We start from the raw sequence: 21,755 nt of genomic DNA on the forward strand, positions 1-21,755 counted from the left end.
CGGAGAAATGATTTTAATGATTGATAACTACGATTCATTCACGTACAACTTGGTACAGTATTTGGGCGAGCTTGGGGAAGAGCTGGTTGTGAAACGCAATGACAGCATCACAATCGAAGAAATTGAAGAACTGTCTCCGGACTTTCTGATGATATCTCCCGGACCGTGCAGCCCTGATGAGGCGGGAATCAGCCTCGAAGCAATTAAACATTTCGCAGGGAAAATTCCTATTTTCGGTGTATGTCTCGGACATCAGTCCATCGCGCAAGTGTTCGGTGGTGATGTTGTTAGGGCAGAACGGCTTATGCACGGGAAAACCTCGGATATCGAGCATGACGGCAAAACCATTTTTGAAGGGTTGAAAAACCCCCTTGTTGCGACGCGATACCACTCGCTGATCGTAAAACCTGAGACGCTGCCAAACTGTTTTACAGTAACAGCACAAACGAAAGAAGGAGAAATCATGGCTATTCGCCACAATGACCTCCCGATAGAGGGCGTGCAATTTCACCCAGAGTCTATTATGACCTCCTTTGGGAAAGAAATGCTCAGAAATTTTATTGAGACATATCGCAAGGAAGTTATTGCGTGATGATATATGTGAACGGCCGGTATATGGAGGAGAAAGATGCAGTTCTTTCTCCTTTTGACCATGGGTTTTTATATGGGATCGGTGTTTTCGAAACCTTCAGGCTCTACGAAGGCTGCCCGTTTTTGCTTGATTGGCATATAGAAAGGCTTGAACGCGCGCTTAAGGATCTGCAAATCGAATATACTGTTTCAAAGCATGAGATCCTTGAGATGCTGGACAAGCTGCTTAAGCTAAATGATATCAAGGATGGCAATGCCCGCGTCAGACTGAACATATCAGCGGGGATCAGCGATAAAGGCTTTGTCGCCCAGACGTACGATAAGCCGACCGTTTTATGCTTTGTGAATCAGCTGAAACCAGAAAGCCTTCCTTTGCAAAAAGAAGGGAAGGTTTTATCGATACGGAGAAACACTCCTGAGGGATCGTTCCGGTTAAAATCTCATCATTATCTAAATAATATGTATGCGAAACGGGAAATTGGAAATGATCCACGTGTCGAGGGAATTTTCCTAACGGAGGATGGAGCTGTTGCAGAGGGTATCATATCTAATGTCTTCTGGAGAAAAGGTCGCTGTATCTATACGCCATCGCTTGATACCGGTATTCTGGACGGCGTCACGAGACGTTTTATCATAGAAAATGCAAAGAATATCGGCCTGGAGCTCAAAACGGGCCGATATGAGCTAGAAGCTCTCTTGACAGCTGACGAAGCGTGGATGACGAACTCGGTTCTTGAAATCATCCCGTTTACTAAAATAGAAGAAGTAAACTATGGAAGCCAAAGCGGAGAAGCAACCTCCGCTCTTCAATTGTTATACAAAAAAGAAATAAAGAACATGATGTATGAAAAGGGAGGAAGAGCATGGCGCAGCACACAATAGATCAAACACAAGTAATCCACACTAAGCCCAGCGCTTTATCATATAAAGAGAAGACGCTGGTGATGGGAATTTTAAACGTAACGCCTGACTCTTTCTCGGACGGCGGAAAATATGACAGCTTGGACAAGGCGCTGCTGCACGCGAAAGAGATGATCGATGATGGTGCCCATATCATTGATATCGGAGGGGAATCGACAAGGCCTGGCGCTGAGTGGGTATCTGAGGATGAGGAGATGTCCAGAGTCATTCCGGTGATTGAGCGGATTACGAAAGAGCTTGGTGTTCCTATTTCTGTAGATACGTACAAGGCTTCTGTCGCAGATGAAGCAGTGAAAGCCGGCGCATCCATTATCAATGATATTTGGGGTGCCAAACATGATCCGAAGATGGCTTCCGTTGCAGCTGAACATAATGTTCCAATTGTTCTCATGCATAACCGCCCTGAAAGAAACTACAATGACTTATTGCCGGATATGCTGTCGGACTTAATGGAGAGTGTAAAAATTGCTGTTGAGGCCGGAGTAGACGAGAAGAACATTATTCTTGATCCCGGTATCGGTTTCGCGAAAACCTATCACGATAACTTGGCAGTGATGAACAAACTAGAGATTTTGAGCGGACTGGGATATCCGGTTCTTCTGGCAACCTCCCGAAAAAGATTCATCGGACGTGTTCTGGATCTTCCGCCTGAGGAGCGGGCTGAGGGCACAGGCGCGACTGTGTGTCTCGGCATTCAAAAAGGCTGTGACATTGTCAGGGTCCATGATGTAAAGCAAATTGCCAGAATGGCGAAAATGATGGACGCGATGCTGAATAAGGGAGGGGTGCACCATGGATAAAGTTTATGTAGAAGGTATGGAGTTTTACGGATATCACGGTGTGTTCAAAGAAGAAAACAAACTTGGCCAGCGGTTTAAAGTCGATTTAACCGCTGAGCTGGATTTAAGCAAAGCCGGACAAACAGACGACCTTGAGCAAACGATCAACTATGCTGAGCTCTATCACGTATGTAAAGATATCGTGGAAGGGGAGCCTGTAAAATTGGTAGAAACGCTGGCGGAACGTATTGCTGGCACTGTTCTCAAAAAATTTCAGCCTGTTCAGCAATGTACGGTGAAAGTGATTAAGCCAGACCCGCCAATTCCCGGACACTATAAATCAGTAGCAATTGAAATTACGAGAAAAAAGTCATGAACAACATAGCTTATATTGCACTTGGATCTAATATTGGAGATAGAGAAACGTATTTAAGGCAAGCAGTGGCTTCACTGCATCAGCATGCTGCGGTGACAGTCACTAAAGTGTCGTCTATTTACGAAACTGACCCGGTCGGATACGAAGATCAAGCTCAATTTTTGAATATGGCTGTTGAAATCAAGACATCATTGAACCCTTTTGAACTCCTTGAACTGACGCAGCAGATAGAAAATGAATTAGGCAGAACAAGGGAAGTAAGATGGGGGCCGCGGACGGCAGACCTTGACATTTTGTTATTTAATCGTGAAAATATTGAAACAGAGCAACTAATTGTTCCGCATCCGAGAATGTATGAGCGTTTGTTTGTCCTTGCGCCGCTTGCGGAAATTTGCCAGCAGGTTGAAAAAGAGGCTACAAGCGCCGAAACAGACCAAGAAGGTGTAAGAGTATGGAAGCAGAAATCTGGGGTAGACGAATTCGTGCATTCAGAAAGCTGAAAGGTTATACTCAAGAAGGATTTGCAAAAGCATTAGGTATATCAGTTTCTATTCTCGGCGAAATTGAACGCGGAAACCGATTGCCGTCAGCTGCCATCATTCAAGATGCAGCAGATGTTTTAAATATAAGTGCGGACGAATTGGCGCCGCCAGAAAAATAGAACAAATGAAAGGAGGAGAAAAATTGTTCAAAATTGGAGATATTCAATTGAAAAACCGGGTTGTGCTCGCACCTATGGCTGGTGTCTGCAACTCTGCGTTCAGATTGACTGTAAAGGAATTCGGAGCCGGATTGGTATGCGCTGAAATGGTCAGTGACAAAGCGATCCTTTACAACAATGCAAGAACAATGGGTATGCTTTATATTGATGAACGTGAGAAACCACTGAGCCTTCAAATTTTCGGAGGAAAAAAGGAAACCCTTGTGGAAGCGGCGAAGTTTGTAGACCAAAACACAACTGCTGATATCATTGACATTAACATGGGATGTCCCGTGCCGAAGATTACAAAATGCGATGCGGGAGCCAAATGGCTTCTCGATCCTGATAAGATTTACGAAATGGTTTCTGCAGTAGTGGATGCTGTTAATAAACCAGTTACAGTGAAAATGAGAATGGGCTGGGATGAAGACCACATTTTCGCAGTGAAAAATGCACAGGCTGTAGAACGTGCGGGCGGTAAAGCAGTTGCGCTTCACGGCCGTACGAGAGTGCAGATGTACGAAGGAACGGCAAACTGGGATATCATCAAAGAAGTAAAACAATCAGTATCGATTCCGGTTATCGGAAACGGCGATGTTAAGACACCGCAGGATGCTAAGCGTATGCTCGATGAGACAGGAGTAGACGGGGTCATGATCGGACGCGCTGCATTGGGCAACCCGTGGATGATTTACCGTACGGTTCAGTATCTTGAAACAGGTGAATTAAAAGAAGAGCCGCAAGTACGCGAAAAAATGGCCGTATGCAAACTGCATCTTGACCGCCTGATTGACTTAAAAGGTGAAAACGTAGCGGTAAGAGAAATGAGAAAGCACGCTGCATGGTATCTGAAAGGCGTAAAAGGCAATGCGAACGTTCGTAATGAAATCAATCATTGCGAGACGAGAGAAGAGTTTGTACAGCTTTTAGATGCATTTACGGTTGAAGTTGAGGCAAAAGAGCTTCAAAATGCAAAAGTAGGATAATACTCACCTCTATTTGCTGCTCACTGCTAGTTTTACGCTGGCAGTTTTTCTGCTTTTTTCATGAAACAATATCTGTAATGGAGTGATAACAATGAGTCAAGAAGAGCATAACCATGAAGAATTGAATGATCAGCTGCAAGTCAGACGCGATAAAATGAATCAGCTGAGAGATAACGGCATCGATCCATTCGGCGCACGTTTTGAAAGAACTCATCAGTCTCAAGAAGTTATTTCGGCATATCAAGATCTAACCAAAGAAGAGTTAGAAGAAAAAGCGATTGAAGTTACAATCGCAGGCCGCATGATGACAAAACGCGGCAAAGGAAAAGCCGGCTTTGCCCATCTTCAGGATTTAGAAGGCCAAATCCAAATCTACGTAAGAAAAGACAGTGTCGGTGACGACCAATATGAAATCTTCAAGTCTTCTGACCTCGGTGATCTTATCGGCGTAACCGGAAAAGTCTTCAAAACAAATGTAGGCGAATTGTCTGTTAAAGCAACTTCCTTTGAATTGCTGACAAAAGCGCTTCGTCCGCTTCCTGACAAATACCATGGTTTAAAAGACGTTGAGCAGCGCTACCGTCAGCGCTACCTGGATCTTATCGTAAACCCAGACAGCAAACATACGTTCATTACACGAAGCAAGATCATTCAAGCTATGAGAAGATACCTTGATGATCATGGATACTTAGAAGTAGAAACACCTACAATGCACAGCATTCCTGGGGGAGCTTCTGCACGTCCGTTTATCACTCACCACAACGCGTTAGACATTCCACTCTATATGCGTATTGCTATCGAACTGCACCTAAAACGTCTAATTGTCGGCGGTTTAGAAAAAGTATATGAAATTGGCCGTGTTTTCCGTAACGAAGGTGTCTCTACACGCCATAACCCTGAATTTACAATGATTGAGTTATATGAAGCATATGCGGACTATAAAGATATCATGAGCTTAACTGAAAACCTTGTCGCTCATATCGCCCAAGAAGTGCTTGGCACAACTACGATTCAATACGGGGAAGAGCAAATCGACCTTAAACCGGAGTGGAAAAGAATCCATATGGTTGACGCAGTCAAAGAAGCGACTGGCGTTGATTTCTGGGAAGAGGTTACTGTTGAGCAGGCGCGTGAATATGCAAAAGAACATTGTGTAGAAATTAAAGATTCTATGACAGTAGGGCATATCATCAACGAATTCTTCGAACAAAAAATTGAAGAAACGCTTATTCAGCCAACTTTTATTTACGGGCATCCTGTAGAAATTTCTCCTCTTGCTAAGAAAAACCCTGAGGACCCGCGTTTTACAGACCGTTTTGAGCTGTTTATCGTTGGCCGTGAACATGCCAACGCGTTTACAGAGCTGAATGATCCTATTGATCAAAGAGAACGCTTTGAAGCGCAATTAAAAGAGCGTGAAGCCGGTAATGATGAAGCTCATCTAATGGATGAAGACTTTGTTGAAGCTCTGGAATACGGTATGCCGCCAACAGGAGGTTTAGGCATCGGTATCGACCGTCTGGTTATGCTGCTGACGAATGCCCCTTCTATTCGCGATGTGCTGTTATTCCCGCAAATGAGACAACGCTAATAAAGAAGAGCGGTATCCTCCATAGGGAAAGGATGCCGCTCTTTTTAAATTCCTTAGTATTTCTTCAAAAAAACTATTGCACTATTATTTACTAGGTGGTATATTATTATTCGTTGCCGCTAAACAAGGCGATAACGAAAAAAAGAACTTCAAAAAAAGTTATTGACTTCACTGAGTCAACGAGTTATAATAATAAAGTCGCTTGAACGAAGTGAACAAAATGAACAAAATGATCTTTGAAAACTAAACAAGACAAAACGTACCTGTTAATTCATTTTTATAAATCGCACAACGATGTGCGTAGTCAGTCAAACTACTTTATCGGAGAGTTTGATCCTGGCTCAGGACGAACGCTGGCGGCGTGCCTAATACATGCAAGTCGAGCGGACAGATGGGAGCTTGCTCCCTGATGTTAGCGGCGGACGGGTGAGTAACACGTGGGTAACCTGCCTGTAAGACTGGGATAACTCCGGGAAACCGGGGCTAATACCGGATGGTTGTTTGAACCGCATGGTTCAAACATAAAAGGTGGCTTCGGCTACCACTTACAGATGGACCCGCGGCGCATTAGCTAGTTGGTGAGGTAACGGCTCACCAAGGCGACGATGCGTAGCCGACCTGAGAGGGTGATCGGCCACACTGGGACTGAGACACGGCCCAGACTCCTACGGGAGGCAGCAGTAGGGAATCTTCCGCAATGGACGAAAGTCTGACGGAGCAACGCCGCGTGAGTGATGAAGGTTTTCGGATCGTAAAGCTCTGTTGTTAGGGAAGAACAAGTACCGTTCGAATAGGGCGGTACCTTGACGGTACCTAACCAGAAAGCCACGGCTAACTACGTGCCAGCAGCCGCGGTAATACGTAGGTGGCAAGCGTTGTCCGGAATTATTGGGCGTAAAGGGCTCGCAGGCGGTTTCTTAAGTCTGATGTGAAAGCCCCCGGCTCAACCGGGGAGGGTCATTGGAAACTGGGGAACTTGAGTGCAGAAGAGGAGAGTGGAATTCCACGTGTAGCGGTGAAATGCGTAGAGATGTGGAGGAACACCAGTGGCGAAGGCGACTCTCTGGTCTGTAACTGACGCTGAGGAGCGAAAGCGTGGGGAGCGAACAGGATTAGATACCCTGGTAGTCCACGCCGTAAACGATGAGTGCTAAGTGTTAGGGGGTTTCCGCCCCTTAGTGCTGCAGCTAACGCATTAAGCACTCCGCCTGGGGAGTACGGTCGCAAGACTGAAACTCAAAGGAATTGACGGGGGCCCGCACAAGCGGTGGAGCATGTGGTTTAATTCGAAGCAACGCGAAGAACCTTACCAGGTCTTGACATCCTCTGACAATCCTAGAGATAGGACGTCCCCTTCGGGGGCAGAGTGACAGGTGGTGCATGGTTGTCGTCAGCTCGTGTCGTGAGATGTTGGGTTAAGTCCCGCAACGAGCGCAACCCTTGATCTTAGTTGCCAGCATTCAGTTGGGCACTCTAAGGTGACTGCCGGTGACAAACCGGAGGAAGGTGGGGATGACGTCAAATCATCATGCCCCTTATGACCTGGGCTACACACGTGCTACAATGGACAGAACAAAGGGCAGCGAAACCGCGAGGTTAAGCCAATCCCACAAATCTGTTCTCAGTTCGGATCGCAGTCTGCAACTCGACTGCGTGAAGCTGGAATCGCTAGTAATCGCGGATCAGCATGCCGCGGTGAATACGTTCCCGGGCCTTGTACACACCGCCCGTCACACCACGAGAGTTTGTAACACCCGAAGTCGGTGAGGTAACCTTTTAGGAGCCAGCCGCCGAAGGTGGGACAGATGATTGGGGTGAAGTCGTAACAAGGTAGCCGTATCGGAAGGTGCGGCTGGATCACCTCCTTTCTAAGGATATTATACGGAATATAAGACCTTGGGTCTTATAAACAGAACGTTCCCTGTCTTGTTTAGTTTTGAAGGATCATTCCTTCGAAACGTGTTCTTTGAAAACTAGATAACAGTAGACATCACATTCAATTAGTAACACAAGATATCACATAGTGATTCTTTTTAACGGTTAAGTTAGAAAGGGCGCACGGTGGATGCCTTGGCACTAGGAGCCGATGAAGGACGGGACGAACACCGATATGCTTCGGGGAGCTGTAAGCAAGCTTTGATCCGGAGATTTCCGAATGGGGAAACCCACCACTCGTAATGGAGTGGTATCCATATCTGAATTCATAGGATATGAGAAGGCAGACCCGGGGAACTGAAACATCTAAGTACCCGGAGGAAGAGAAAGCAAATGCGATTCCCTGAGTAGCGGCGAGCGAAACGGGATTAGCCCAAACCAAGAGGCTTGCCTCTTGGGGTTGTAGGACACTCTGTACGGAGTTACAAAAGAACGAGGTAGATGAAGAGGTCTGGAAAGGCCCGCCATAGGAGGTAACAGCCCTGTAGTCAAAACTTCGTTCTCTCCTGAGTGGATCCTGAGTACGGCGGAACACGTGAAATTCCGTCGGAATCCGGGAGGACCATCTCCCAAGGCTAAATACTCCCTAGTGACCGATAGTGAACCAGTACCGTGAGGGAAAGGTGAAAAGCACCCCGGAAGGGGAGTGAAAGAGATCCTGAAACCGTGTGCCTACAAGTAGTCAGAGCCCGTTAACGGGTGATGGCGTGCCTTTTGTAGAATGAACCGGCGAGTTACGATCCCGTGCAAGGTTAAGCAGAAGATGCGGAGCCGCAGCGAAAGCGAGTCTGAATAGGGCGCATGAGTACGTGGTCGTAGACCCGAAACCAGGTGATCTACCCATGTCCAGGGTGAAGTTCAGGTAACACTGAATGGAGGCCCGAACCCACGCACGTTGAAAAGTGCGGGGATGAGGTGTGGGTAGGGGTGAAATGCCAATCGAACCTGGAGATAGCTGGTTCTCTCCGAAATAGCTTTAGGGCTAGCCTCAAGGTAAGAGTCTTGGAGGTAGAGCACTGATTGGACTAGGGGCCCCTACCGGGTTACCGAATTCAGTCAAACTCCGAATGCCAATGACTTATCCTTGGGAGTCAGACTGCGAGTGATAAGATCCGTAGTCGAAAGGGAAACAGCCCAGACCGCCAGCTAAGGTCCCAAAGTATACGTTAAGTGGAAAAGGATGTGGAGTTGCTTAGACAACCAGGATGTTGGCTTAGAAGCAGCCACCATTTAAAGAGTGCGTAATAGCTCACTGGTCGAGTGACTCTGCGCCGAAAATGTACCGGGGCTAAACGTATCACCGAAGCTGCGGACTGTTCTTCGAACAGTGGTAGGAGAGCGTTCTAAGGGCTGTGAAGCCAGACCGGAAGGACTGGTGGAGCGCTTAGAAGTGAGAATGCCGGTATGAGTAGCGAAAGAGGGGTGAGAATCCCCTCCACCGAATGCCTAAGGTTTCCTGAGGAAGGCTCGTCCGCTCAGGGTTAGTCGGGACCTAAGCCGAGGCCGAAAGGCGTAGGCGATGGACAACAGGTTGATATTCCTGTACCACCTCCTCACCATTTGAGCAATGGGGGGACGCAGGAGGATAGGGTAAGCGCGGTATTGGATATCCGCGTCCAAGCAGTTAGGCTGGGAAATAGGCAAATCCGTTTCCCATAAGGCTGAGCTGTGATGGCGAGCGAAATATAGTAGCGAAGTTCCTGATTCCACACTGCCAAGAAAAGCCTCTAGCGAGGTGAGAGGTGCCCGTACCGCAAACCGACACAGGTAGGCGAGGAGAGAATCCTAAGGTGATCGAGAGAACTCTCGTTAAGGAACTCGGCAAAATGACCCCGTAACTTCGGGAGAAGGGGTGCTCTGTTAGGGTGCAAGCCCGAGAGAGCCGCAGTGAATAGGCCCAGGCGACTGTTTAGCAAAAACACAGGTCTCTGCGAAGCCGTAAGGCGAAGTATAGGGGCTGACGCCTGCCCGGTGCTGGAAGGTTAAGAGGAGCGCTTAGCGTAAGCGAAGGTGCGAATTGAAGCCCCAGTAAACGGCGGCCGTAACTATAACGGTCCTAAGGTAGCGAAATTCCTTGTCGGGTAAGTTCCGACCCGCACGAAAGGCGCAACGATCTGGGCACTGTCTCAACGAGAGACTCGGTGAAATTATAGTACCTGTGAAGATGCAGGTTACCCGCGACAGGACGGAAAGACCCCGTGGAGCTTTACTGCAGCCTGATATTGAATGTTGGTACAGCTTGTACAGGATAGGTAGGAGCCTTGGAAACCGGAGCGCCAGCTTCGGTGGAGGCATCGGTGGGATACTACCCTGGCTGTATTGACCTTCTAACCCGCCGCCCTTATCGGGCGGGGAGACAGTGTCAGGTGGGCAGTTTGACTGGGGCGGTCGCCTCCTAAAAGGTAACGGAGGCGCCCAAAGGTTCCCTCAGAATGGTTGGAAATCATTCGCAGAGTGTAAAGGCACAAGGGAGCTTGACTGCGAGACCTACAAGTCGAGCAGGGACGAAAGTCGGGCTTAGTGATCCGGTGGTTCCGCATGGAAGGGCCATCGCTCAACGGATAAAAGCTACCCCGGGGATAACAGGCTTATCTCCCCCAAGAGTCCACATCGACGGGGAGGTTTGGCACCTCGATGTCGGCTCATCGCATCCTGGGGCTGTAGTCGGTCCCAAGGGTTGGGCTGTTCGCCCATTAAAGCGGTACGCGAGCTGGGTTCAGAACGTCGTGAGACAGTTCGGTCCCTATCCGTCGCGGGCGCAGGAAATTTGAGAGGAGCTGTCCTTAGTACGAGAGGACCGGGATGGACGCACCGCTGGTGTACCAGTTGTTCTGCCAAGGGCATCGCTGGGTAGCTATGTGCGGACGGGATAAGTGCTGAAAGCATCTAAGCATGAAGCCCCCCTCAAGATGAGATTTCCCATTCCGCAAGGAAGTAAGATCCCTGAAAGATGATCAGGTTGATAGGTCTGAGGTGGAAGTGTGGCGACACATGGAGCTGACAGATACTAATCGATCGAGGACTTAACCATATTTTTGAATGATGTCACACCTGTTATCTAGTTTTGAGAGAACACTCTCAATTTGTTTGGTGGCGATAGCGAAGAGGTCACACCCGTTCCCATACCGAACACGGAAGTTAAGCTCTTCAGCGCCGATGGTAGTCGGGGGTTTCCCCCTGTGAGAGTAGGACGCCGCCAAGCAATTGCACGTTAGTGCAATTATGGAGGATTAGCTCAGCTGGGAGAGCATCTGCCTTACAAGCAGAGGGTCGGCGGTTCGAGCCCGTCATCCTCCACCATTATGCCGGTGTAGCTCAATTGGTAGAGCAACTGACTTGTAATCAGTAGGTTGGGGGTTCAAGTCCTCTTGCCGGCACCACTTTTATATGATATAATACTCAAGTCTCTTGTAGAAGAGCCATTAGCTCAGTTGGTAGAGCATCTGACTTTTAATCAGAGGGTCGAAGGTTCGAGTCCTTCATGGCTCACCATTTTACGCGGGTGTGGCGGAATTGGCAGACGCGCTAGACTTAGGATCTAGTGTCTTTATGACGTGGGGGTTCAAGTCCCTTCACCCGCATTATATAGGATAACAGTTAGAAAAACTGGACATCCTGTCTGCGGAAGTAGTTCAGTGGTAGAACACCACCTTGCCAAGGTGGGGGTCGCGGGTTCGAATCCCGTCTTCCGCTCCAACTATACCATCCACGCCGGGGTGGTGGAATTGGCAGACACACAGGACTTAAAATCCTGCGGTAGGTGACTACCGTGCCGGTTCAAGTCCGGCCCTCGGCATTATGTTTTGCGCCCGTAGCTCAATTGGATAGAGCGTTTGACTACGGATCAAAAGGTTAGGGGTTCGACTCCTCTCGGGCGCGCCATATCTTTTAATAGAATAGATGGGAAATCGGGAAGTAGCTCAGCTTGGTAGAGCACATGGTTTGGGACCATGGGGTCGCAGGTTCGAATCCTGTCTTCCCGACCATTTTTTATGGGGCCTTAGCTCAGCTGGGAGAGCGCCTGCTTTGCACGCAGGAGGTCAGCGGTTCGATCCCGCTAGGCTCCACCAAAAGTTTTTAAAAAGTTGTTGACTTTGAAGAAGTGACGTTGTATACTAATAAAGTTGCTTTAACAAAGCAAGCAAGCAAACAAAATGATCTTTGAAAACTAAACAAGACAAAACGTACCTGTTAATTCATTTTTTTATAAATCGCACAGCGATGTGCGTAGTCAGTCAAACTACTTTATCGGAGAGTTTGATCCTGGCTCAGGACGAACGCTGGCGGCGTGCCTAATACATGCAAGTCGAGCGGACAGATGGGAGCTTGCTCCCTGATGTTAGCGGCGGACGGGTGAGTAACACGTGGGTAACCTGCCTGTAAGACTGGGATAACTCCGGGAAACCGGGGCTAATACCGGATGGTTGTTTGAACCGCATGGTTCAAACATAAAAGGTGGCTTCGGCTACCACTTACAGATGGACCCGCGGCGCATTAGCTAGTTGGTGAGGTAACGGCTCACCAAGGCAACGATGCGTAGCCGACCTGAGAGGGTGATCGGCCACACTGGGACTGAGACACGGCCCAGACTCCTACGGGAGGCAGCAGTAGGGAATCTTCCGCAATGGACGAAAGTCTGACGGAGCAACGCCGCGTGAGTGATGAAGGTTTTCGGATCGTAAAGCTCTGTTGTTAGGGAAGAACAAGTACCGTTCGAATAGGGCGGTACCTTGACGGTACCTAACCAGAAAGCCACGGCTAACTACGTGCCAGCAGCCGCGGTAATACGTAGGTGGCAAGCGTTGTCCGGAATTATTGGGCGTAAAGGGCTCGCAGGCGGTTTCTTAAGTCTGATGTGAAAGCCCCCGGCTCAACCGGGGAGGGTCATTGGAAACTGGGGAACTTGAGTGCAGAAGAGGAGAGTGGAATTCCACGTGTAGCGGTGAAATGCGTAGAGATGTGGAGGAACACCAGTGGCGAAGGCGACTCTCTGGTCTGTAACTGACGCTGAGGAGCGAAAGCGTGGGGAGCGAACAGGATTAGATACCCTGGTAGTCCACGCCGTAAACGATGAGTGCTAAGTGTTAGGGGGTTTCCGCCCCTTAGTGCTGCAGCTAACGCATTAAGCACTCCGCCTGGGGAGTACGGTCGCAAGACTGAAACTCAAAGGAATTGACGGGGGCCCGCACAAGCGGTGGAGCATGTGGTTTAATTCGAAGCAACGCGAAGAACCTTACCAGGTCTTGACATCCTCTGACAATCCTAGAGATAGGACGTCCCCTTCGGGGGCAGAGTGACAGGTGGTGCATGGTTGTCGTCAGCTCGTGTCGTGAGATGTTGGGTTAAGTCCCGCAACGAGCGCAACCCTTGATCTTAGTTGCCAGCATTCAGTTGGGCACTCTAAGGTGACTGCCGGTGACAAACCGGAGGAAGGTGGGGATGACGTCAAATCATCATGCCCCTTATGACCTGGGCTACACACGTGCTACAATGGACAGAACAAAGGGCAGCGAAACCGCGAGGTTAAGCCAATCCCACAAATCTGTTCTCAGTTCGGATCGCAGTCTGCAACTCGACTGCGTGAAGCTGGAATCGCTAGTAATCGCGGATCAGCATGCCGCGGTGAATACGTTCCCGGGCCTTGTACACACCGCCCGTCACACCACGAGAGTTTGTAACACCCGAAGTCGGTGAGGTAACCTTTTAGGAGCCAGCCGCCGAAGGTGGGACAGATGATTGGGGTGAAGTCGTAACAAGGTAGCCGTATCGGAAGGTGCGGCTGGATCACCTCCTTTCTAAGGATATTATACGGAATATAAGACCTTGGGTCTTATAAACAGAACGTTCCCTGTCTTGTTTAGTTTTGAAGGATCATTCCTTCGAAACGTGTTCTTTGAAAACTAGATAACAGTAGACATCACATTCAATTAGTAACACAAGATATCACATAGTGATTCTTTTTAACGGTTAAGTTAGAAAGGGCGCACGGTGGATGCCTTGGCACTAGGAGCCGATGAAGGACGGGACGAACACCGATATGCTTCGGGGAGCTGTAAGCAAGCTTTGATCCGGAGATTTCCGAATGGGGAAACCCACCACTCGTAATGGAGTGGTATCCATATCTGAATTCATAGGATATGAGAAGGCAGACCCGGGGAACTGAAACATCTAAGTACCCGGAGGAAGAGAAAGCAAATGCGATTCCCTGAGTAGCGGCGAGCGAAACGGGATTAGCCCAAACCAAGAGGCTTGCCTCTTGGGGTTGTAGGACACTCTGTACGGAGTTACAAAGGAACGAGGTAGATGAAGAGGTCTGGAAAGGCCCGCCATAGGAGGTAACAGCCCTGTAGTCAAAACTTCGTTCTCTCCTGAGTGGATCCTGAGTACGGCGGAACACGTGAAATTCCGTCGGAATCCGGGAGGACCATCTCCCAAGGCTAAATACTCCCTAGTGACCGATAGTGAACCAGTACCGTGAGGGAAAGGTGAAAAGCACCCCGGAAGGGGAGTGAAAGAGATCCTGAAACCGTGTGCCTACAAGTAGTCAGAGCCCGTTAACGGGTGATGGCGTGCCTTTTGTAGAATGAACCGGCGAGTTACGATCCCGTGCAAGGTTAAGCAGAAGATGCGGAGCCGCAGCGAAAGCGAGTCTGAATAGGGCGCATGAGTACGTGGTCGTAGACCCGAAACCAGGTGATCTACCCATGTCCAGGGTGAAGTTCAGGTAACACTGAATGGAGGCCCGAACCCACGCACGTTGAAAAGTGCGGGGATGAGGTGTGGGTAGGGGTGAAATGCCAATCGAACCTGGAGATAGCTGGTTCTCTCCGAAATAGCTTTAGGGCTAGCCTCAAGGTAAGAGTCTTGGAGGTAGAGCACTGATTGGACTAGGGGCCCCTACCGGGTTACCGAATTCAGTCAAACTCCGAATGCCAATGACTTATCCTTGGGAGTCAGACTGCGAGTGATAAGATCCGTAGTCGAAAGGGAAACAGCCCAGACCGCCAGCTAAGGTCCCAAAGTATACGTTAAGTGGAAAAGGATGTGGAGTTGCTTAGACAACCAGGATGTTGGCTTAGAAGCAGCCACCATTTAAAGAGTGCGTAATAGCTCACTGGTCGAGTGACTCTGCGCCGAAAATGTACCGGGGCTAAACGTATCACCGAAGCTGCGGACTGTTCTTCGAACAGTGGTAGGAGAGCGTTCTAAGGGCTGTGAAGCCAGACCGGAAGGACTGGTGGAGCGCTTAGAAGTGAGAATGCCGGTATGAGTAGCGAAAGAGGGGTGAGAATCCCCTCCACCGAATGCCTAAGGTTTCCTGAGGAAGGCTCGTCCGCTCAGGGTTAGTCGGGACCTAAGCCGAGGCCGAAAGGCGTAGGCGATGGACAACAGGTTGATATTCCTGTACCACCTCCTCACCATTTGAGCAATGGGGGGACGCAGGAGGATAGGGTAAGCGCGGTATTGGATATCCGCGTCCAAGCAGTTAGGCTGGGAAATAGGCAAATCCGTTTCCCATAAGGCTGAGCTGTGATGGCGAGCGAAATATAGTAGCGAAGTTCCTGATTCCACACTGCCAAGAAAAGCCTCTAGCGAGGTGAGAGGTGCCCGTACCGCAAACCGACACAGGTAGGCGAGGAGAGAATCCTAAGGTGATCGAGAGAACTCTCGTTAAGGAACTCGGCAAAATGACCCCGTAACTTCGGGAGAAGGGGTGCTCTGTTAGGGTGCAAGCCCGAGAGAGCCGCAGTGAATAGGCCCAGGCGACTGTTTAGCAAAAACACAGGTCTCTGCGAAGCCGTAAGGCGAAGTATAGGGGCTGACGCCTGCCCGGTGCTGGAAGGTTAAGAGGAGCGCTTAGCGTAAGCGAAGGTGCGAATTGAAGCCCCAGTAAACGGCGGCCGTAACTATAACGGTCCTAAGGTAGCGAAATTCCTTGTCGGGTAAGTTCCGACCCGCACGAAAGGCGCAACGATCTGGGCACTGTCTCAACGAGAGACTCGGTGAAATTATAGTACCTGTGAAGATGCAGGTTACCCGCGACAGGACGGAAAGACCCCGTGGAGCTTTACTGCAGCCTGATATTGAATGTTGGTACAGCTTGTACAGGATAGGTAGGAGCCTTGGAAACCGGAGCGCCAGCTTCGGTGGAGGCATCGGTGGGATACTACCCTGGCTGTATTGACCTTCTAACCCGCCGCCCTTATCGGGCGGGGAGACAGTGTCAGGTGGGCAGTTTGACTGGGGCGGTCGCCTCCTAAAAGGTAACGGAGGCGCCCAAAGGTTCCCTCAGAATGGTTGGAAATCATTCGCAGAGTGTAAAGGCACAAGGGAGCTTGACTGCGAGACCTACAAGTCGAGCAGGGACGAAAGTCGGGCTTAGTGATCCGGTGGTTCCGCATGGAAGGGCCATCGCTCAACGGATAAAAGCTACCCCGGGGATAACAGGCTTATCTCCCCCAAGAGTCCACATCGACGGGGAGGTTTGGCACCTCGATGTCGGCTCATCGCATCCTGGGGCTGTAGTCGGTCCCAAGGGTTGGGCTGTTCGCCCATTAAAGCGGTACGCGAGCTGGGTTCAGAACGTCGTGAGACAGTTCGGTCCCTATCCGTCGCGGGCGCAGGAAATTTGAGAGGAGCTGTCCTTAGTACGAGAGGACCGGGATGGACGCACCGCTGGTGTACCAGTTGTTCTGCCAAGGGCATCGCTGGGTAGCTATGTGCGGACGGGATAAGTGCTGAAAGCATCTAAGCATGAAGCCCCCCTCAAGATGAGATTTCCCATTCCGCAAGGAAGTAAGATCCCTGAAAGATGATCAGGTTGATAGGTCTGAGGTGGAAGTGTGGCGACACATGGAGCTGACAGATACTAATCGATCGAGGACTTAACCATATTTTTGAATGATGTCACACCTGTTATCTAGTTTTGAGAGAACACTCTCAATTTGTTTGGTGGCGATAGCGAAGAGGTCACACCCGTTCCCATACCGAACACGGAAGTTAAGCTCTTCAGCGCCGATGGTAGTCGGGGGTTTCCCCCTGTGAGAGTAGGACGCCGCCAAGCAAGTTTAAACCCAGCTCATTGAGCTGGGTTTTTTGTATTTTGGTTTATTGGTATCATAAAATTCCACTTAACTGTATAATATAATAACTTTATACCGAATTTTAAATCAGCAATCAGGTTTTGTGGACCGAGAAAATGGAAATAATAAAGGATAGAGCGAGAAAGTTGAAAATTCTCGAGAAACGGCTTATAGTAAGATTATAGTCAAATATAGTCAAAGTCAGTAAAGGAGGGGGTTGAGTGGGACATAATATTTCTGACATCATTGAACAATATTTAAAACGAGTGTTAGATCAAAATGGCAAGGAAATTTTAGAGATTAAACGAAGTGAAATTGCAGATAAATTTCAATGCGTTCCTTCCCAAATAAATTATGTCATCAACACCAGATTTACAAGCGAAAGAGGATATATTGTTGAGAGCAAACGCGGGGGCGGCGGTTACATCAGAATCATTAAAATTAAAATGAACAATGAAGTTGTCCTGATCAATAATATTATTTCTCAAATTAATACCCATTTGTCTCAAGCAGCCTCTGATGACATTATTTTAAGGCTATTAGAAGACAAGGTAATTTCAGAAAGAGAAGCAAAAATGATGGTCAGCGTAATGGACCGCTCAGTTTTACACATTGACTTGCCTGAACGTGATGAATTAAGAGCGAGAATGATGAAGGCAATGCTGACTTCTTTAAAATTAAAATAAGCGGGTGAAAAGATTGATTTGTCAAGAGTGCCACGAGAGACCAGCCACTTTTCACTTTACAAAGGTTGTTAACGGAGAAAAAATAGAAGTTCATATTTGTGAACAATGTGCCAAAGAAAATAGTGATTCATATGGTATAAGTGCAAATCAGGGTTTCTCTATTCATAATTTACTTTCGGGTTTACTGAACATGGATTCTTCATTTCAAAATGCAGGAACTCAAATGTTCAGTCACTCGGAGCAAATATCTGCTTGTCCGAAATGCGGAATGACTTTTCAGCAATTCAGAAAAATTGGCCGTTTTGGATGTTCTGAATGTTACAAAACATTTCATAGCAACATTACACCAATCCTACGTAAAGTGCACAGCGGAAACACTGTGCATGCAGGTAAGATACCGAAACGAATAGGCGGCAATCTTCATGTCAGACGGCAGATTGATATGCTAAAAAAGGAATTAGAATCCTTAATTCATCAAGAAGAATTTGAAAATGCAGCTCATGTAAGAGATCAAATTCGTTCATTAGAACAATCACTCAAAAGTACAGATAGTAAGGAGGAACAGGAGTAATGTCGCTAAAGCATTTTATTCAGGACGCACTAAGCAGTTGGATGAAGCAGAAAGGACCTGAAAGTGACATTGTACTCAGCAGCCGCATACGTTTAGCAAGGAACTTTGAGCATATTCGGTTCCCTACGCGGTATTCCAATGAAGAAGCCTCATCCATCATACAGCAATTTGAAGATCAGTTTTCAGAGCAAGAAATTCCCGGAATCGGCAAATTTGTTTTGATTAGAATGAATGATGCACAGCCTTTAGAGAAGCGTGTACTTGTTGAAAAACATCTAATCAGCCCGAATCTGACAGAGTCTCCTTTTGGCGGCTGTTTGCTTTCAGAAAATGAGGAAGTAAGCGTCATGTTAAATGAAGAGGACCATATTAGAATTCAGTGTCTTTTCCCTGGATTTCAGCTTTTAGAAGCAATGAAAGCCGCAAACCAGGTCGACGACTGGATTGAAGAAAAAGTTGATTATGCATTCAATGAGCAAAGAGGATACTTAACCAGCTGTCCTACAAACGTAGGTACAGGTTTAAGGGCTTCGGTCATGATGCATCTGCCGGCACTGGTTTTAACTAGGCAAATAAATCGAATTATACCGGCAATTAATCAATTAGGCTTAGTTGTTAGAGGAATTTATGGGGAAGGCAGCGAAGCAGTAGGGAATATCTTTCAAATTTCAAATCAGATCACGCTTGGTAAGTCAGAGCAGGATATTGTAGAGGATCTTAACAGTGTTGCTGCTCAGTTGATTGAACAAGAACGATCTGCCCGAGAAGCGATTTATCAAACTTCTAAAATCGAACTTGAGGATCGGGTATATCGGTCTTATGGGGTCTTGTCTAATTGCCGGATGATAGAATCGAAAGAAACTGCAAAGTGCCTTTCAGATGTTCGGTTAGGCATAGACCTAGGCATTATAAAAGGACTTTCAAGCAACATACTTAACGAACTTATGATTTTGACGCAGCCAGGATTTTTACAGCAATACTCGGGAGGCGCTTTGCGTCCGAACGAAAGGGACATTCGAAGAGCGGCTCTCATCAGAGAACGGCTTCACTTAGAAATGAATGGGAAAAGACAGGAGGATGAATCGATATGATGTTTGGAAGATTTACAGAACGAGCTCAAAAAGTACTGGCGCTAGCACAGGAAGAAGCACTTCGGTTAGGTCATAATAACATTGGCACTGAGCATATTTTATTAGGACTGGTAAGAGAAGGAGAGGGCATTGCTGCTAAAGCTCTTCAAGCGCTTGGACTCGGTTCAGATAAAATTCAGAAAGAAGTAGAAAGTTTGATCGGGCGCGGGCAGGAAATGTCTCAAACGATTCATTATACTCCTAGAGCTAAAAAAGTCATTGAGCTTTCAATGGATGAGGCAAGAAAACTCGGTCATTCTTATGTTGGAACAGAACATATTCTTCTTGGTCTGATTCGTGAAGGAGAAGGTGTTGCTGCGAGAGTTCTGAATAATCTCGGTGTCAGCTTAAATAAAGCAAGACAGCAGGTGCTCCAGCTTCTAGGAAGTAATGAAACAGGATCATCAGCGGCAGGAACAAACAGCAATGCGAATACGCCTACGCTTGACAGCTTGGCAAGAGACTTAACTGCTATTGCGAAGGAAGACAGCCTTGACCCTGTAATCGGCAGAAGCAAGGAGATCCAGCGTGTCATTGAAGTGTTAAGCCGCAGAACGAAAAACAACCCTGTTCTCATTGGGGAACCAGGTGTAGGTAAAACGGCTATCGCAGAAGGTTTGGCACAGCAAATTATCAATAATGAAGTACCCGAAATTTTGCGTGATAAACGTGTGATGACATTAGACATGGGAACAGTTGTTGCTGGCACAAAATACCGCGGAGAATTTGAGGATCGCCTGAAGAAGGTCATGGATGAAATTCGCCAGGCAGGAAATATCATTCTATTCATCGATGAGCTCCATACATTAATCGGGGCAGGCGGAGCAGAAGGTGCTATTGATGCATCTAATATTTTAAAACCTTCACTTGCTCGCGGCGAACTCCAATGTATTGGTGCAACGACTCTTGATGAGTACCGTAAATATATTGAAAAAGATGCAGCACTGGAACGCCGTTTTCAGCCGATTCAGGTTGATCAGCCATCTGTAGATGAAAGTATTCAAATTTTACAAGGTCTGCGTGACAGATACGAAGCCCACCACCGCGTTTCTATCACTGATGATGCCATTGAAGCTGCGGTTAAGCTTTCTGACAGATATATTTCTGACCGCTTCCTTCCGGATAAAGCAATTGACTTGATCGATGAAGCAGGTTCAAAGGTGAGATTGCGCTCATTTACAACGCCTCCTAACTTAAAAGAGCTTGAGCAGAAGCTTGATGAGGTTCGTAAAGAGAAGGATGCTGCAGTGCAAAGCCAAGAGTTTGAAAAAGCTGCTTCCTTGCGTGATACTGAACAGCGCCTGCGCGAGCAAGTAGAGGATACGAAGAAATCATGGAAAGAGAAGCAAGGGCAGGAAAACTCAGAGGTTACTGTGGATGATATTGCGATGGTTGTATCCAGCTGGACTGGTGTGCCTGTATCTAAAATCGCCCAAACTGAAACTGATAAGCTTCTCAATATGGAAAACATTCTTCACTCCCGTGTCATCGGCCAGGATGAAGCAGTTGTAGCGGTTGCAAAAGCCGTCAGACGGGCAAGAGCAGGATTGAAAGATCCTAAACGCCCAATCGGCTCATTCATTTTCTTAGGCCCTACAGGTGTAGGTAAAACAGAGCTTGCACGAGCACTTGCTGAATCCATTTTTGGCGATGAAGAATCCATGATCAGAATTGATATGTCTGAATACATGGAAAAACACTCAACTTCAAGACTTGTTGGTTCACCTCCGGGATATGTGGGATATGATGAAGGCGGTCAATTGACAGAGAAAGTCAGAAGAAAACCTTACTCTGTCGTGCTTCTTGATGAGATCGAGAAAGCGCACCCTGATGTCTTCAATATCCTTCTGCAAGTTCTTGAAGACGGGCGATTGACTGATTCTAAAGGACGCACAGTCGATTTCCGCAATACCATTCTGATCATGACATCAAACGTCGGAGCAAGTGAGCTGAAACGCAATAAATATGTCGGCTTTAACGTTCAGGATGAAACTCAAAATCATAAAGACATGAAAGATAAAGTGATGGGTGAATTGAAACGAGCGTTCAGACCTGAGTTCATCAACCGTATTGATGAAATCATTGTCTTCCATTCACTTGAGAAAAAACATCTTACTGAAATTGTGTCATTAATGTCTGATCAATTAACGAAACGCCTGAAAGAACAAGATCTTTCTATCGAATTGACAGATGCTGCAAAAGCGAAAGTCGCGGAAGAGGGCGTTGACCTGGAATACGGTGCCCGTCCGTTAAGAAGAGCGATCCAAAAACATGTCGAGGATCGTTTATCTGAAGAACTCCTCAGAGGAAATATTCATAAAGGACAGCATATTGTTCTTGATGTAGAAGATGGCGAATTTGTCGTAAAAACGACTGCTAAAACGAATTAATATAGAAGACGGAAAT

12 protein-coding genes, 9 tRNA genes and 6 rRNA genes are annotated in these 21,755 nt (G+C 47.6%); all 27 read left to right on the plus strand.

What is annotated here, in order from left to right; translation table 11 throughout:
- Window positions 1-7: 7 nt before the first annotated feature.
- The 27 genes from pabA (at window position 8) to clpC (ending at window position 21,739) form a co-directional block, all read left to right on the plus strand.
- Window positions 8-592 carry an aminodeoxychorismate/anthranilate synthase component II gene (gene pabA / locus NSQ12_RS00445; RefSeq protein WP_015715111.1) on the plus strand — a complete coding sequence of 195 codons (585 nt, stop codon included), beginning with the start codon at window positions 8-10 and terminating at the stop codon, window positions 590-592.
- Complete coding sequence (gene pabC, locus NSQ12_RS00450; protein WP_003226685.1) at window positions 592-1,473, plus strand: aminodeoxychorismate lyase; 882 nt, start codon at window positions 592-594, stop codon at window positions 1,471-1,473. Before pabA ends, pabC begins: the two co-directional genes overlap by 1 nt.
- Window positions 1,455-2,312, plus strand: coding sequence for a dihydropteroate synthase (folP, locus tag NSQ12_RS00455; RefSeq protein WP_069963942.1), 858 nt, complete (start codon window positions 1,455-1,457; stop codon window positions 2,310-2,312). Before pabC ends, folP begins: the two co-directional genes overlap by 19 nt.
- A complete protein-coding gene (folB, locus tag NSQ12_RS00460) occupies window positions 2,305-2,667 on the plus strand; it encodes a dihydroneopterin aldolase (RefSeq protein ID WP_088467486.1) in 363 nt (120 codons plus the stop codon). The genes folP and folB overlap by 8 nt, the downstream gene beginning before the upstream one ends.
- Window positions 2,664-3,167, plus strand: coding sequence for a 2-amino-4-hydroxy-6-hydroxymethyldihydropteridine diphosphokinase (gene folK / locus NSQ12_RS00465; RefSeq protein ID WP_003226679.1), 504 nt, complete (start codon window positions 2,664-2,666; stop codon window positions 3,165-3,167). The genes folB and folK overlap by 4 nt, the downstream gene beginning before the upstream one ends.
- A complete protein-coding gene (locus NSQ12_RS00470) occupies window positions 3,119-3,328 on the plus strand; it encodes a helix-turn-helix transcriptional regulator (protein WP_003226678.1) in 210 nt (69 codons plus the stop codon). The genes folK and NSQ12_RS00470 overlap by 49 nt, the downstream gene beginning before the upstream one ends.
- Window positions 3,329-3,351: 23 nt before the next feature.
- On the plus strand, window positions 3,352-4,353 hold the full coding sequence (dusB, locus tag NSQ12_RS00475) for a tRNA dihydrouridine synthase DusB (protein WP_014475588.1): 1,002 nt from the start codon (window positions 3,352-3,354) through the stop codon (window positions 4,351-4,353).
- A gap of 91 nt (window positions 4,354-4,444) precedes the next feature.
- Entirely contained in the window at window positions 4,445-5,944 is a 1,500-nt protein-coding gene (gene lysS / locus NSQ12_RS00480; RefSeq protein ID WP_088467487.1) for a lysine--tRNA ligase, read from the plus strand.
- A gap of 318 nt (window positions 5,945-6,262) precedes the next feature.
- A 16S ribosomal RNA gene (locus NSQ12_RS00485) occupies window positions 6,263-7,812 on the plus strand.
- A 170-nt stretch (window positions 7,813-7,982) separates the two neighbouring features.
- Window positions 7,983-10,910 (plus strand): 23S ribosomal RNA (locus NSQ12_RS00490).
- A gap of 55 nt (window positions 10,911-10,965) precedes the next feature.
- A 5S ribosomal RNA gene (gene rrf, locus NSQ12_RS00495) occupies window positions 10,966-11,081 on the plus strand.
- Between the two features lie 22 nt (window positions 11,082-11,103).
- Window positions 11,104-11,179 (plus strand) — tRNA-Val (locus NSQ12_RS00500).
- Window positions 11,180-11,183: 4 nt separating this feature from the next.
- Window positions 11,184-11,259 (plus strand) — tRNA-Thr (locus NSQ12_RS00505).
- A 36-nt stretch (window positions 11,260-11,295) separates the two neighbouring features.
- Window positions 11,296-11,371: transfer RNA gene (locus tag NSQ12_RS00510), tRNA-Lys, on the plus strand.
- Between the two features lie 6 nt (window positions 11,372-11,377).
- Window positions 11,378-11,460: transfer RNA gene (locus NSQ12_RS00515), tRNA-Leu, on the plus strand.
- A 40-nt stretch (window positions 11,461-11,500) separates the two neighbouring features.
- Window positions 11,501-11,575, plus strand: a tRNA-Gly gene (locus NSQ12_RS00520).
- A 14-nt stretch (window positions 11,576-11,589) separates the two neighbouring features.
- Window positions 11,590-11,675, plus strand: a tRNA-Leu gene (locus NSQ12_RS00525).
- 9 nt (window positions 11,676-11,684) lie between these two features.
- Window positions 11,685-11,761, plus strand: a tRNA-Arg gene (locus tag NSQ12_RS00530).
- A 27-nt stretch (window positions 11,762-11,788) separates the two neighbouring features.
- Window positions 11,789-11,865: transfer RNA gene (locus tag NSQ12_RS00535), tRNA-Pro, on the plus strand.
- Window positions 11,866-11,873: 8 nt separating this feature from the next.
- Window positions 11,874-11,949, plus strand: a tRNA-Ala gene (locus NSQ12_RS00540).
- A 175-nt stretch (window positions 11,950-12,124) separates the two neighbouring features.
- Window positions 12,125-13,674 (plus strand): 16S ribosomal RNA (locus NSQ12_RS00545).
- Between the two features lie 170 nt (window positions 13,675-13,844).
- Window positions 13,845-16,772: ribosomal RNA gene (locus tag NSQ12_RS00550) — 23S ribosomal RNA — on the plus strand.
- 55 nt (window positions 16,773-16,827) lie between these two features.
- A 5S ribosomal RNA gene (gene rrf, locus NSQ12_RS00555) occupies window positions 16,828-16,943 on the plus strand.
- The 16S, 23S and 5S rRNA genes sit together here with 9 tRNA genes alongside, the layout of an rRNA operon.
- A 240-nt stretch (window positions 16,944-17,183) precedes the next feature.
- Window positions 17,184-17,648, plus strand: a complete 465-nt coding sequence (ctsR, locus tag NSQ12_RS00560; RefSeq protein WP_003225724.1) for a transcriptional regulator CtsR — start codon at window positions 17,184-17,186, stop codon at window positions 17,646-17,648.
- A gap of 13 nt (window positions 17,649-17,661) precedes the next feature.
- Window positions 17,662-18,219, plus strand: a complete 558-nt coding sequence (gene mcsA / locus NSQ12_RS00565) for a protein-arginine kinase activator protein McsA (RefSeq protein ID WP_339175657.1) — start codon at window positions 17,662-17,664, stop codon at window positions 18,217-18,219.
- Window positions 18,219-19,310, plus strand: coding sequence for a protein arginine kinase (locus NSQ12_RS00570; RefSeq protein WP_003235007.1), 1,092 nt, complete (start codon window positions 18,219-18,221; stop codon window positions 19,308-19,310). Before mcsA ends, NSQ12_RS00570 begins: the two co-directional genes overlap by 1 nt.
- Complete coding sequence (gene clpC / locus NSQ12_RS00575) at window positions 19,307-21,739, plus strand: ATP-dependent protease ATP-binding subunit ClpC (protein ID WP_014475592.1); 2,433 nt, start codon at window positions 19,307-19,309, stop codon at window positions 21,737-21,739. Before NSQ12_RS00570 ends, clpC begins: the two co-directional genes overlap by 4 nt.
- Window positions 21,740-21,755 lie beyond the last annotated feature (16 nt).

This window comes from Bacillus sp. PS95, assembly GCF_037963565.1.
GTDB lineage: Bacteria > Bacillota > Bacilli > Bacillales > Bacillaceae > Bacillus > Bacillus subtilis.

Coding starts and splice junctions, on each gene's coding strand:
- NSQ12_RS00470 (WP_003226678.1), top strand. CDS start 3,119: ATGGAAGCAGAAATCTGGGGTAGACGAATTCGTGCATTCAGAAAGCTG.
- folB (WP_088467486.1), top strand. CDS start 2,305: ATGGATAAAGTTTATGTAGAAGGTATGGAGTTTTACGGATATCACGGT.
- pabA (WP_015715111.1), top strand. CDS start 8: ATGATTTTAATGATTGATAACTACGATTCATTCACGTACAACTTGGTA.
- pabC (WP_003226685.1), top strand. CDS start 592: ATGATATATGTGAACGGCCGGTATATGGAGGAGAAAGATGCAGTTCTT.
- folK (WP_003226679.1), top strand. CDS start 2,664: ATGAACAACATAGCTTATATTGCACTTGGATCTAATATTGGAGATAGA.
- lysS (WP_088467487.1), top strand. CDS start 4,445: ATGAGTCAAGAAGAGCATAACCATGAAGAATTGAATGATCAGCTGCAA.
- clpC (WP_014475592.1), top strand. CDS start 19,307: ATGATGTTTGGAAGATTTACAGAACGAGCTCAAAAAGTACTGGCGCTA.
- folP (WP_069963942.1), top strand. CDS start 1,455: ATGGCGCAGCACACAATAGATCAAACACAAGTAATCCACACTAAGCCC.
- NSQ12_RS00570 (WP_003235007.1), top strand. CDS start 18,219: ATGTCGCTAAAGCATTTTATTCAGGACGCACTAAGCAGTTGGATGAAG.